13 protein-coding genes, 1 tRNA gene and 1 pseudogene are annotated in these 13080 nt (G+C 49.6%); 12 read left to right on the top strand and 3 right to left on the bottom strand.

Annotated elements, in window-relative coordinates; all coding sequences use genetic code 11:
* The first annotated feature begins 256 nt into the window (after positions 1-256).
* From JOD01_RS07575 to JOD01_RS07560, 4 genes and pseudogenes are all read left to right on the top strand, one after another.
* Positions 257-1300 (top strand): C40 family peptidase, encoded by a 1044-nt coding sequence (locus JOD01_RS07575; protein WP_204517659.1) that lies wholly within the window; start codon positions 257-259, stop codon positions 1298-1300.
* A gap of 221 nt (positions 1301-1521) precedes the next feature.
* Positions 1522-3021: a recombinase family protein gene (locus JOD01_RS07570; protein ID WP_204517658.1), complete on the top strand. Its 1500-nt coding sequence runs from the start codon at positions 1522-1524 to the stop codon at positions 3019-3021.
* Between the two features lie 102 nt (positions 3022-3123).
* A complete protein-coding gene (locus tag JOD01_RS07565) occupies positions 3124-3549 on the top strand; it encodes a hypothetical protein (protein ID WP_204517657.1) in 426 nt (141 codons plus the stop codon).
* A gap of 96 nt (positions 3550-3645) precedes the next feature.
* Positions 3646-4026: pseudogene (locus JOD01_RS07560) on the top strand (sigma-70 family RNA polymerase sigma factor); the annotation flags it as partial.
* A 76-nt stretch (positions 4027-4102) separates the two neighbouring features.
* Here JOD01_RS07560 and JOD01_RS07555 read toward each other — a convergent pair.
* Entirely contained in the window at positions 4103-4687 is a 585-nt protein-coding gene (locus JOD01_RS07555) for a pyridoxamine 5'-phosphate oxidase family protein (RefSeq protein ID WP_204517655.1), read from the bottom strand.
* Positions 4688-5272: 585 nt separating this feature from the next.
* Here JOD01_RS07555 and JOD01_RS07550 point away from each other — a divergent pair.
* The 6 genes from JOD01_RS07550 (at position 5273) to JOD01_RS07525 (ending at position 10850) form a co-directional block, all read left to right on the top strand.
* Entirely contained in the window at positions 5273-6226 is a 954-nt protein-coding gene (locus JOD01_RS07550) for a catechol 2,3-dioxygenase (protein WP_338028536.1), read from the top strand.
* A gap of 218 nt (positions 6227-6444) precedes the next feature.
* A complete protein-coding gene (locus JOD01_RS07545; RefSeq protein WP_204517653.1) occupies positions 6445-7176 on the top strand; it encodes a PIG-L deacetylase family protein in 732 nt (243 codons plus the stop codon).
* Positions 7176-7856, top strand: a complete 681-nt coding sequence (locus JOD01_RS07540) for a 4-carboxy-4-hydroxy-2-oxoadipate aldolase/oxaloacetate decarboxylase (protein ID WP_204517652.1) — start codon at positions 7176-7178, stop codon at positions 7854-7856. The genes JOD01_RS07545 and JOD01_RS07540 overlap by 1 nt, the downstream gene beginning before the upstream one ends.
* Positions 7857-8034: 178 nt before the next feature.
* On the top strand, positions 8035-9075 hold the full coding sequence (locus JOD01_RS07535; protein ID WP_204517651.1) for a TRAP transporter substrate-binding protein: 1041 nt from the start codon (positions 8035-8037) through the stop codon (positions 9073-9075).
* Between the two features lie 6 nt (positions 9076-9081).
* Positions 9082-9573 (top strand): TRAP transporter small permease, encoded by a 492-nt coding sequence (locus tag JOD01_RS07530; protein ID WP_204517650.1) that lies wholly within the window; start codon positions 9082-9084, stop codon positions 9571-9573.
* Positions 9573-10850, top strand: coding sequence for a TRAP transporter large permease (locus JOD01_RS07525; protein WP_204517649.1), 1278 nt, complete (start codon positions 9573-9575; stop codon positions 10848-10850). The genes JOD01_RS07530 and JOD01_RS07525 overlap by 1 nt, the downstream gene beginning before the upstream one ends.
* Positions 10851-10977: 127 nt before the next feature.
* Here JOD01_RS07525 and JOD01_RS07520 read toward each other — a convergent pair whose 3' ends face one another.
* The gene (locus JOD01_RS07520; protein ID WP_204517648.1) at positions 10978-11499 is read right to left on the bottom strand and encodes a GNAT family N-acetyltransferase; all 522 of its coding nucleotides are present in this window, start codon (positions 11497-11499) and stop codon (positions 10978-10980) included.
* Positions 11500-11678: 179 nt separating this feature from the next.
* On the opposite strand from JOD01_RS07520, the gene JOD01_RS07515 reads away from it, so the two are divergent.
* Positions 11679-12035 (top strand): response regulator, encoded by a 357-nt coding sequence (locus tag JOD01_RS07515; protein WP_204517647.1) that lies wholly within the window; start codon positions 11679-11681, stop codon positions 12033-12035.
* 55 nt (positions 12036-12090) lie between these two features.
* Here JOD01_RS07515 and JOD01_RS07510 read toward each other — a convergent pair whose 3' ends face one another.
* Positions 12091-12768, bottom strand: coding sequence for a type 1 glutamine amidotransferase domain-containing protein (locus JOD01_RS07510; protein WP_204517646.1), 678 nt, complete (start codon positions 12766-12768; stop codon positions 12091-12093).
* 183 nt (positions 12769-12951) lie between these two features.
* Here JOD01_RS07510 and JOD01_RS07505 point away from each other — a divergent pair.
* Positions 12952-13025 (top strand) — tRNA-Thr (locus tag JOD01_RS07505).
* The last annotated feature ends 55 nt before the right edge of the window (positions 13026-13080 follow it).

Raw genomic sequence — 13080 nt, 5'->3', positions numbered from 1 at the left:
TGCAGCGCCATGTTTTTACATTTTCCTGTAAATACATGGCATTTTTTTTCTGAGCAAATGATTAACACTTTATGGGACTTTGTACCCTGTCCCTTTACATAAAGATGCGTTATTGGAAACTGCAGATAAACGTGGGACTATCTAATCAAATACTTATTTGGAAAAAATTGCGGTCTTAATTTCTGGCAAACAGACCAGTAAGATGGGGTTGTACCCAGTTGACTGGGAGAAAACATCACAGCTAGGAGGAAACAAAATGACGAAACAAGCATGGTTGCAAAAGTCATCATTGGCCGTCATCTTAAGCACGTCCCTGTTGATGTTGGCTGAAGGTGGACAAGCTTCTGCAGCACAAACCGGGGAAGCCGCGTCCGCAAATACGCAAGAAGTTGTTGCTTTGGCCAAATCATTGGTTGGCCAAGATTATCAATCGGGAGCCAATGGCCCTACCCAATTTGATTCAGCAGGTTTACCAGCCTACATATATCGGCAAGTGGGAATCGATGTTGCGGACAGCATCTCTGCATTATACAAAGCAGGGGTAAAAGTAGATGCCGCCAGCATTCAGCCGGGGGATTTGGTTTTCTTCTCCACGAAAGGCACCAGTACTCCTAATTATATGGGGGTTTATGTAGGGGCTCAACAATTTGTCTATGCTTCAGCGGGAGAGGACGAGGTTGTGACCAAATCTTTGACCGGAAGCCAGGCAAGCAAACTGATCGGAGTGCGCCGTCTGTTGAACGATACGGTGCAAACGCCGGACAAGCCTGAACCGAGCCAGCCGGTGATTTCCAAACCGGTTACACCTGCCCAGCCGCAACCGGCACCAACTGCACCGAGCAATGAGACAACTGCGAATCAGGATATCGCCGAGAAAGTCATTGCAGCCGGTATGAAATATTTGGGGACTCCGTATGAATATGCCTCTACCCGCTCCAACAGCAAAACGATGGACTGCTCCGAGTTTACGATGCTGGCCTACAAGGAAGGTGCAGGAATTAACATCGGCAGCAATTCCCGTTCACAAGCCGAGTTTGTGAAGAAAAGCGGAACGCCAGTCTACAACGTGGACGATTTGCAGCGCGGCGACCTGATCTTCATGATGAGCTACAAAGGTTCGAAAGCGTCCAGTTACAGCGGAATTGACAAAGCGAGCCAAAGAATCACCCACGTGGGGATTTATTTGGGCGACGGAAAGATTCTCCACACCTACAGCAAAGAAGCGGGCGGTGTAAAAATCACCCAGTTTAACGATACTTCCTGGGAATATCGCTTCGTTGTCGGCGGGCGCCCATATTAAGAATATTGGCAATGATTAAACAAGAGGGGACATTCGTCTCCTCTTGTTTGTGTTCTGCAGGCAGCAGATAAAAGACAAGAAAACAAGCCGTTCTCGCATATCCTCTTTCTCAGGGAGGGGATGTATGATGTTGGTACATTTTCTCACTGGCGATTCATCTGACCGCATTCGCTCCGATTGTTACCGCTACCTGATCGAAAAATTCAGGAGGGAGAGATTGCATGGTAGGGATCTACGCGAGAGTGAGCACAGAGGAACAGGCGAAGAGCGGCTTCAGTCTGCAGGACCAGATACGGGAATGCCGGAGGAAGGCGGGCGGCGAAACGGTGATTGAATATATCGATGAAGGCGTGTCGGGAGAGATTTTGGATCGGCCCGCTTTGACCCGCTTGCGGCAGGACGCGAAGCGGGGAGTAATCCGCAAAGTGATTTGTCTCGACCCCGACCGTTTGTCGCGCAAGCTGATGAATCAACTGATCATTACGGATGAATTGGATCAGCGGGGAATCGAATTGCTTTTCGTCAACGGAGAATACGCGAAAACGCCGGAAGGAAATCTCTTTTACAGCATGCGGGGCGCTATTGCCGAGTTTGAAAAAGCGAAAATCAACGAACGCATGTCGCGCGGACGAAAGGAAAAGGCACGTCAGGGGCGTGTCCTGCGCGACTTTAAAATATTCGGGTACGATTATTGCAAAGAGCAAGAGAAGTTTATCATCAACGAAGCGGAAGCGGAGATCGTCCGCTTGATCTTCAACTTGTTTACGACACCGCAACCCGACATTCACGGCATCAACGGAATCGCCAGATATTTGACCGAGCAAGGGGTCCCGACCAAACGGGGCGCGGCTGTCTGGCATCGGCAAGTCGTCCGGCAAATTTTGGCCAACCGGACTTACATCGGCGAGTTTTACCAAAATCGCTGGAATACCGAGGGCATGTTGGCCAATCGGTATAAGCAAGCGGACGAGAGGCGGGTCGTTCAACAACGGCCAAGAGATGAGTGGATTTGCATTCCTTGCCCCGCGATTGTGGACAAAGCGCAGTTTGAACACGCCCAGCAGTTGTTGAAGGAATCGAGACGCCGTTGGGCCGGGAAAGCGCAACACCAATACTTGCTAAGCGGATTGCTGCGCTGTGGCGAATGCGGAAACACGATGACCGGGCAAAAAGCGAGCCATTGGGGGAAAACTGTTTTTCTTTATTCTGATCGGAAAAATACGCAAGGGGCGAAACAGCCGGGTTGTGGCCATACCGTTCTGTGCGAACAAGTGGACCAACTCGTTTGGCAAAGCGTGAACCGCTGGCTGGGCGAGGAGAGCGATATACAGGAAGCGGAGCGGTTGGCGGTGCGCGAACAGCAGCAGGAGCAACTGCAGGAGCTGGCTCGCTTGAAACGGGAATTGGCAAAAGCGAAGAATGCACAAAGCAGGCTGCTGACGATGCTGGTTGAGCACAGCGAGATGGCAGATGAGCTGGAACAGGCATTGCGGCAAGCAAAGGAGAAAATCACCAGAATTACCAAGCAACTGCAGCGGATGGAAGCAACAAATATCGAGGTAAGCGGCGCCACCAGTCCGGAACATGACGCAGTACGCTTTTATCTTGAGGTTGCGCCGGAGCAACTGACGGACCAAGACAGACGAGAGCTGATTCGGCGAGTCGTGCGTGAAATCAAGGTCTACAAAAGTTCACCGGCAATCGAAATTTATACCTTCTAGCCGAGTGTGAATGGAAATTAGGGAAGTGCCCCGTTACATTCATCCAATCCATTTCAGTCCCCGCCGCATCTCCTATAAGAGACTGATTGGAGGTGACAGCAAGTGAGTTACAGACCACCATTTCCTCCCGGCGGCGGGTTTCCTCCCGGCGGCGGGTTTCCTCCCGGCGGCGGATTTCCTCCCGGCGGCGGATTTCCTCCCGGCGGCGGGTTTCCTCCTGGCGGCGGGTTTCCCCCTGGCGGCGGGTTTCCTCCCGGCGGACAAAGAGGCGGCGGTGCTCCACCCGGTCCTCCACCGGTAGGTCGCACTCCTTCCCGACCTTTTGGCAGAACATATCGTGTCGATCCCGGTGCAATTCGTTCCTGCCTGTATCGCTATACGTATGTATGGCTGCGAAATGGCAGAGAATTCTGGTTCTATCCTGTCTTCGTCGGTCCCACTTCGGTAGCAGGTTATCGTTGGAATGGCTTTTCTTGGGTGTATACCGGATTAGATCTGAATCGGATTGACTATTTCGAGTGTTATTAACGTGCCAGCGCAAGGTTTAGCTTCGAGTTCCGCGGCCAGCATCTTTCCCGATGCTGGTTTTTCGTTGTCTATAAGGTCGCCGGTCGCTTTGACCGTGAAATCGAGATATTAATGCATCTCCGCAGTTTGAAAAAAACCAAAAAAGACGTATCGCTGCATGACCCGATTGGCACGGACAAGGAAGGAAACGAGATTACATTAATTGATGTGCTGGGTACGGAGACGGATGAAGTGGTCGATGCGGTTCAGCTAAAACTGGAGAGCAACAAGATTTACCAGCACATTCACATCTTGGACGATCGGGAAAAAGAGGTCATTATTGGCCGCTTTGGCTTGGATCAAGACAAGGAAAAAACGCAACGGGAAATTGCTCGCGAACTGGGGATCTCCCGTTCCTATGTTTCTCGGATTGAGAAGCGGGCGTTGATGAAGTTGTTTAACGAATTTTACCGTTCCAAACAGGCGCAGGGAAGATAAATCACGCTAACAAATAAGCCATCTGCAAACGAACGCCCCCGGTGATACGGGGGCATTTTTCACAAGTGGACCGTGCTTAGCCGTTTTCGTCAGCATCTGCAGTTTGGGAGGGAATTTGACCCAAGGGTGTAACCAATCCATCCATGGTGAGGCTGTTTTTTTCCTGACGGTACGCTTTAAGAGCTTGTTCTCCTTTTTTTTGGGCCCACTGTTGCAGTGTGTTGCGATCTCCAGCGTAAGAATAGTAAGGGACGCTGTAACCGCAAGATGTTTTCACCGCATGGATTTGGACCGAGATGATTTGACGCGCGCCGGGCAGCAGATCGAAGTGTGGAATCAACCGCTCCCAATCCGGCATATTTGGCAAGACGACACGTCCACTCCCGTATAGCCGCAAGATCAGGGGAGCTCCTTCAAACGCGAGAAACATCAGCGTGATCCGTCCATTCTCGGTTATGTGCGCGCTTGTTTCGTTGCCGCTCCCCGTCAAATCCAGATAGGCGACTTCTGAAGACGACAAAATCCGCAGTACATCATAGCCCTTTGGAGAAATGTTTACATGTCCCTCAGGCTGCAAGGGAGCCGACCCAACAAAAAAGATTCGTTGCTTCTGGATAAACTGCTCATGTTCCGGCCGTAAAGCGGAAAAAAGTTTTCCCATCGAAAACCCCTCTTTTTAACGAGATCTATGTGATGATTATCGATCACTTCTTTATATTTGTAAAATATATAGAAGTGATCTTCTTTATAGATAATGCCTATAGGTTGTTTCCTGTCGAATCGCTTGGTGCAAATGTGCATAACGATTTCCGCGCAGATCAGTCAGGGGGGAAGAGACGGATTTTTTTTCTTTCCATTCGCAATCCGTTATTTCCATAAAAACGCTGCTGTATAAAAGCGGTTTTTTTAACCAAAATCATTGTCAAACAGTTCCCGGGAAAATTTTAAACGATTCGCCGGATACCATCAGCTTTCACCATTGCCCGAATGGCAACTCCGGGAAAGCTACCGATTGCTTTAACGAATCGTCTAGATCACTTGCTCATTCGATGATGAAAAGTCCTTGATCGTTCGTTTCCGGATCAAGGGCTTTTTATTGCTCCGGCGCACGGTTTCCGCAACTCCGCAGCAAATAAACCGATCGTTCAGAAAATTGATAACAGATTGACAACGGAAAGCCCTTTCATTTACAATTATTGCAAGCCATAATTGATAAACAATATTGTTATATACGGAGGGGCAAATGATGGCACAAGAACAAATTCATGATGTAGCGCATTTGGGACATGTTGAATTGCTTACGCCAAAGCCGAACGAGAGCTTGCATTTTTTCAAGGAAATTCTCGGGATGGAAGAAGTGGCGAGGCAAGGTCAATCCGTCTATTTACGGGGCTGGGGAGATTACCAGCTATACAGCCTGAAATTGACCGAATCACCCCAAGCAGGGTTAGGCCATATCGGAATGCGTACATTTTCTCCCGCTGCTCTGGAGCGCAGAGCGTTGGCGATTGAAAAGACCGGATACGGCATAGGCTGGGCAGAGCAGGGCGATATCGATCACGGCCTGACTTACCGCTTCACCGATCCTGACGGCCATCGGATGGAGATTTATTATGAAGCGGTTAAATATACACCTCCCGCCGAGTTAAGACCGTCGTTAAAAAATCAGCCGCAAAAAAACACGGCGCGAGGAGCGAATATTCGGCAACTGGATCATCTCAATTTGCTCACTTCCAATGTAGATGCAGACAGCCAATTCATGATGGAGCATGTTGGATTCAAAATGAGCGAACAGCTTATCCTCGATGATGGGAAACGAGGCGCAGCCTGGCTGCATGTTACCAACAAATCGTATGAAATTGCTTACACATCCGACAAGACGGGAGCAAAAGGACGCCTGCACCATTTGACTTTTAATGTGGAAAGCAGAGAAGCGGTACTGCGGGCGGCGGATATTTTTCTCGACAATGGCGTTTATATCGAATTTGCTCCCAGCAAACATGCAGCCAACCAAACTTTTTTTGTGTATGTTTACGAGCCAGGCGGCAATCGCATTGAATTGTGCGCAGGCGGTTACCTGATTTTTGCCCCGGATTGGGAACCGATCACCTGGACACAAGCGGAACGAGCCAAAGGACAGGCGTGGGGCAATGCCACGGTGCCGACTTTCCATACATATGGAACTCCCGCCGTCGAATAAGGAAATGGAATAAAAGGACGGAATAATCATGCAAACGATTATTTCGTCTTTTTTTATGAAACAGGCTGGCAGCAAAAATTTCGCTAAAGAAACGAAATTCAAACTATTGACTAATTGCAGGACGATATTTATACTCAATACATGGAATCAATATTGTTGAGCAATTTTATGCAACAAAGATCGCGTGCGACTATTCAGGCAGATAGAGGAGGATAACGATGATTGATCACGATGTCAATGTGTTGGTGGTAAGCGCACATGCCGCCGATTTTGTATGGAGAGCGGGCGGAACGATCGCCAAATATGTGAAAAACGGCGCAAACGTCTCACTGGTCATTCTCAGCTACGGCGTAAGAGGCGAGTCCAATGATCTTTGGAACATCGCGGGGCAAACGGTTGAAAACGTGAAAAACGTGCGAAGAGAAGAAATCGAACAAGCTTGCAAGCATTTGGGCGTGACCGACGTTGAGATCTGGGACTTTGCAGATTACCATATGCAGATCACCCCGGAAAGAATGGAGCGGTTGACCAAAAAAATCCGCGAAGTGAAGCCGCACCATATTATTAGCCATGGTCCGCGGGATGCCTTTAACCCTGATCACGAGACCGTTTCCAAATATGTATTTGAAGCAAGTGTGTTGTCCACCTCAAACGGTGTGCGCATCGACGGCTATCCTGCAGCGAAACAGGCGCGACTGTTCGGATTTGAACCGCACCAATCCGAGATTAGCGACTTTAAGCCGGATGTGATCATCGATATTACGGAGGTTTACGAACAAAAAGAAGGCGCGATGAACTGTTTCAAAGCGCAACAGCATCTGATCGATTATTACGGTGCCAAGGCAAAATTAAGAGGCAATCATGCGCGGCGCTGCTCGGGAAACAACCAGTACAAGTATGCGGAAGCGTTCAGCCGCTTCTTCCCTTATGTTGGAGGTGAATTAGTTTAATGGAGAAATACGTTCGCCGCAACATCGCGAGACCGGATTCAGCCATGATCGCACAGTATGCCGCGTTGGATACTTCCACCGTTTACGAGGCGCAGGGCCGAACCGGTCTGATGAATCATTCGTTAAAGCCGGTGATTGAAGGAAGAGCCATCTGCGGTCCGGCGGTTACGGCGATTTGCCATGCCGGAGACAATTTGATGATCCACGCCGCCATTGAGGTGTGTCAGCCCGGGGATATTCTGGTTGTGACGACGATCGGTGAAAGTGTCCACGGGATGATCGGTGAACTGATCGTCAGGGCGTTGATCAAGCGGGGAGTTCAAGGCGTGGTGATCGATGCCGGCATTCGCGATGCGGCCAAAATTAGAGAGCTTGGTTTTCCGGTATGGAGCAAGGCGATTCATTCGCTTGGCACGACCAAGACAAGAGGCGGATGGGTGAATGCTCCGACGGTTTGTGCCGGTGTTCAAGTGGGGCCGGGAGATTTGCTGCTGGCCGATGACGATGGTGTCGTTGTGGTCAGACAGGAAGATTTGCAAACTTCGCTGGAAGCGGCCCAAAAGCGTGTGCAGAAAGAAGAAGACACCAAGGCGAAAATCGAACGGGGAGAGTTAAGCCTCGATTTTTACGGGCTGCGGGAGATTTTGTCGAAAGAAAATGTACGTTATTTTGAAGATTGAATCAGTCAACATGGAACGTTTCCCATGTGCAGGAGGGTTCAGCTTTTTCAGTTGTCTTCTTGCGCATTCGGGAATCTTTCCGAAACAATGCTGAAAGCGCATACATCAAGGCTGACGCCGTCTTGCAGATCGAAGTTCAAAGTTCGCTAAATTCGTTTTTTGAAAACAGGGGGGGCCTATGAAAAAACAGGTAATCGCGTTCTTGTTATCAGCTGTTAGTGCAGCCGCCATTCTATCGGCGTGCGGCAGCAATGAGAACACCGCACAAGGGGGAGCAAGCGGTGCGGCCGATGGATCTGCCAAACCGAGCTATACGTTCAAACTCGGTCATGAAGTACAAGCTGCCCACATCAAAAACCAGGTGGCGGAAAAATTTAAAGAAGAGTTGAATAAACGCTCTGCCGGCCGCATGCAGGTCGATATTTTTCCGGCGGCTCAGCTCGGCAAGGAAAAAGAAATGGTACAGCAGGTGGAGACGGGCACGCTCGATTTCGCCATTATCAGCAACGGATATATGAGCAGCCGTTCGGAATCTTTGAATGGATGGTTTTTGCCGTTTCTGTTTCCTGACTTGAAATCGGCTGCCGAAGCAAGAAAAGGGGAAGCCGCCCAACAAATGCTGAAAGAGCTGGACAGTCAAGGCATTGTCGGAATGGATTACTTCTTTGCGGGTAACCGGCACATTTTGCTGCGATCCGGGCTGGTGACGACGCCCGACGATTTGAACGGGAAAAAGATTCGCATTCCTTCCAGCCCGCTCTTCGAAGAGTTCTGGAAAGGCGTGGGTGCGGGACCGACACCAATTCCGCTGCCTGAGGTGTATACTTCGCTGCAAACCGGGGTGATCGATGGCGTCGATATTGACCTCGATGCGCTGCTTTCGCAAAAATTTTATGAAATTGCCAAAGATTTAACCTTAACCAGCCATATGACGTTTCCCGAAGTGGTGATGGCCAGTAAAAGCAGCTTTGAGAAACTGAGCCCGGAAGATCAACAGATCGTCCGCGAGGCGATGACGGCTGCGGTTGATTGGGGCATTGAGGAAGCGATCAAGCTGGAATCTTCCCGAATCGAAGAAATCAAAAAGAATGGTGTAAACGTCGCTGTGTTTGCCAATAAAGCGATGCTGCAGCCGCTGATTGATCAAATGTATAAAGAATATTCCGAGAAGAATCCGCTGATCAAAGCTTTCTTGGAACAGAATAAAAGCTGGGAGTAGAGAAGGATGACTTTTATCAAAAAATGCAGCGACCTGATCGCCAGGCTTGAGTCCGTGCTCGTGATTGTGCTGTTCTGCGTGATGCTTCTCTCGATCGTCCTGGGGGTCGCCTTTCGCTACTTTCTTAACAGTCCGTTAAGCTGGGCAGAAGAGGTCGCCATCTACACGCTGGTATGGATTACCTTCATTGCCGGGAGCATGGGGATCAAGCGCCAGCAGGCCGCTACCGTTACGCTCGTATTTGACCGCCTGAGCGGCAGAGTCCGGCGGGTAGTACTGGCCGTTGGCTTTGCGATCATTACCCTGTTTTGTCTGCTCGTGTTGGTGCTGTCCATCAAATGGGTGACGGCGCCTTCCATGCTGATGCAAAAATCGCCAACCTTGGGCATCTCCATGCTCTACCCCTATCTGTGCATTCCGTTTGGCATGATTTGCATGGCCATTCATGCTTTCGCTTTCTTGCTGACAGCGATCCGCGGCGAGGAGGAGATTGCCTGATGCTGTTTACCTTGATCTTGTTCTTCATGCTCATGTTGATCAGAGTGCCGATTTCACTCGTCCTCGGCATCAGCAGTGTCTTATACATCGTGATGAGCGACAAATGGGGGTTGCTGGAAAGCTTGCCCCAACGCTTGTACTCGGGTGTGGAAGGATTCAGTCTGCTGGCGATCCCTTTGTTTATGCTGGCCGGTGAATTGATGAATGCCAGCGGAATCACGGTCAGGTTGATCGAGTTTGCGAAAACGCTGGCAGGTCATTTTCGCGGGGGATTGGCCTATGTGAATGTGATTGCCAACGTATTTTTGGCCTCCATTATCGGTTCCGCCACGGCGCAAACGGCAATGATGAGTCGTGTGATGATTCCGCAAATGGAAAAAGACGGTTACAACCGCTCGTTCGCCGCTGCCACCACCGCTTCCGCAGCCTTGTTGGGGCCGATTATTCCGCCAAGCATGCTCTTCATTATTTATGCGGTCGGTTCCAGCGTCTCGATCAGTCAAATGTTTCTGGCGGGTATTATTCCCGGCATCTTGCTGGCCGCTTCTTTGATCGGTCTGATTGCTTTTATCGGATATAAACAGAATTTTCCCAAAACCCAGCGAGCGACATTCGATCAATTGTTTAAAGGCTTTGTGCGTGTCCTGCCGGCGTTGTCCGTTCCGTTGATCATCATTGGCGGTACGATTTCAGGGGTGTTCACGGCAACCGAATCGGCCGGGATCGCTTGTGTGCTGGCGATCGTGTTCGGCAAGTTTGTTTATGGCGGACTGAAATTCAAACAATTCCCCAAAATTTTAGTTCAGGCCGGGTTGTCCACAGCAACCGTGACGATGTTGCTATCGATGGCGTCGGCGTTCGGCTGGGTGCTGGCCTTTGAGCAAGTGCCACAGCATTTGGTCGAATGGATTGGCGGTATAACTTCCAGCCCGGGGGTCTTTTTGCTGCTGGTCAATTTGCTGCTGTTGATTACCGGAGTAGTGATGGATGAGATGGCGGTTATGGTTATTTTGCTGCCCATCTTTTTGCCCTTGCTCGAGCATTTCCACATTAACCCTGTTCATTTCGGCGTTGTCTTATGTCTCAACGCCACCATTGGTTTGTTAACGCCGCCGGTAGGTGCGGGGCTGTTCATCGCCTCGGCGGTGGGGGAAGTTCGTCTGGAAGAGTTGATCAAAGCGATCTGGCCATTTATCGCCGTCACCATTATTGACTTGCTGCTCATCACTTATTGGTCCGATTTGACATTGTGGTTGCCCGGTATTTTCGGCATATAGCGGAGGAGAACGGTGGCACCGGATGGACAAAAACAAACGGAGGATCGTTTTTCGCTGGTTTTAGAGCGAAACCGCCTCCGTTTTGTTGTGGAACCGATGGCTCTTTCTTACAGGTCGGCCACAGCGTTTATTCGTTGTGGTTATTGGGGGTGGCGGCAAGGCCGTGAGCTTGGTAAATTGTCGGCCAATCCAACTGTCGATGCATCCGGTTTTCCGGTTGATCCACCAACTCGAAGCCATATTGGGCATACAGTTGGTGGGCATCTGCTGTTGTCAAATTAAATGACGTACCTTTTAACAGCGGATGTTCCACGATCAGACCGACCATCCATTTGCTTAACCCGCGTCCGCGGTGGGCGGGGACGACGAAGACATCGCCGAGCCAGGAAAAACGGACGAGATCAGAAACAACGCGGGCAAATCCGACTTGTTCCGCCTGGCTGTTTGTGTAAGGATTTCCGTTATAGATTCCATAACAGATGGTCGAGGTTTGCACAAGTTTCTCGACAAGTTCGCGGGCAATGTCTTTTGCCCAATACGATTGCGTGCTGAGAAAATGATGGATTGTATCAATATTCAAACAATTTTTGTCCGTCGTGATCGTATAACCGTCTGGACGGCTCCAGATTTGTTGGTCCTGTTCTGCCATGGAAATCGCTCCTTGTCAACAGATTAGCTGGTTTGATACTAAACCGGATGCACCGTCCGGTCAAGTCTGTCAGGAAAGAGACCGGTCTTTTTTCCTATCTTTTTTTGCAAAACTTGTTTAGCTGGCAACATGCCTGGGTATATAACTCTATGAATAACCAGCTTAGGAGTTGAAAGAAGATGGCAAAAATACTAGTGGTTGACGACGCAGCGTTCATGCGCATGCAATTGACTGATATTTTACAAAAAGGCGGGCATGAGGTCATCGGCCAAGCAGAAAACGGCAAGGATGCGATTGAAAAATACATGCAATTGAAACCCGATATCGTCACGATGGACATCACCATGCCGGTGATGGAAGGAATCGACGCGGTAAAGGGAATCAAACAGTTTGATCCGGACGCCAAAGTAATCATGTGTTCCGCCATGGGGCAGCAGCATATGGTTGTCAGCGCAATTCAAGCCGGGGCAAGAGACTTTGTCGTCAAACCATTCCAACCGGATCGGGTATTGGACGCCATCGGTAAAATCGTCTAGGAAGCGAAGCATCCCTCTGTCAACCGACAGAGGGATGTTTGCTGATCGCGTTGCTTCATTTTTGGGAAGTGCTCTCCAATGCCTCGACCACTTTTTCCGCTGTGCTTCTGCTTGACATCGGATTTTGTCCGGTGACCAAGAGACCGTCCCGAACGGAGAAATCGCTCCAATTCTTACCCGAGACAAATCGCGCGCCACGCTCGCGAAGTTTTGATTCCAGCAGGAAAGGCATATGCATATCCAGCTTCATTTCTCGCTCTTCATCATCGGTAAAGGAAGTCACCGTTTTGTCTTTGACCAAGGGGGTTCCGTCTTTATAGGTAACATTGACAAGACCGGCGGGGCCGTGACACACAGCGCTGATCACCTTGCCGTCTTCCGCGAATTGTTGGAGAACTTTTTGCAACGTATCATTGTCGGGAAAATCAAACATAGTGCCGTGGCCGCCGGGCAAAAAGACGGCATCATAACCACGGGCGTCTTCAAGACTTAACTTTGCGGTGTGCCTCAACTCCTGCTCTGCTTCTGCCCATTCTGCATTTTTTTCCTCGCCAATACTGTTCGGGTCAAGCGCGACTTCGCCGCCCAGGATACTGGTAACTTTTACAGCATAGCCTTTTGCTTTGAAGACATTGTAGGGAACGGCAAATTCCTCGAGCCACAAGCCTGTTTTGTGATCATCGGTAATCGTGGTGTGATTGGTGACAACCATTAAAATGCGTTTTTGGGCCATGCAGGTTTCCTCCTGTTTTCCATATGTATAGAGTAAAAAGGGGCCATTTCCTATATTTTTCATCTTTAACGATATTCATGTATATGAATTGGTGAAATATGAATTTTTTCTTAAAAAACTCTTGATTTTTTTAATAGCATCTGATACTATAATAAACGTCGATGGCGACAGCTTAAGACATTTGCCCCCATAGTTAAATGGTATAACAGATCACTCGTAATGATCAATTCGTGGTTCGATTCCGCGTGGGGGCACCATTTCCATGCGATACATACAGTCCTTTTCGTTGGCGTTACAGCGGCGAAAGAGGGC

It is taken from the genome of Brevibacillus fulvus, assembly GCF_016908525.1.
In the GTDB taxonomy this organism is placed as follows: Bacteria; Bacillota; Bacilli; order Brevibacillales; family Brevibacillaceae; genus Brevibacillus_G; species Brevibacillus_G fulvus.
The sequence above is the reverse complement of the archived record's forward strand: the minus strand, read 5'-3'. Positions and strand labels throughout refer to the sequence as shown.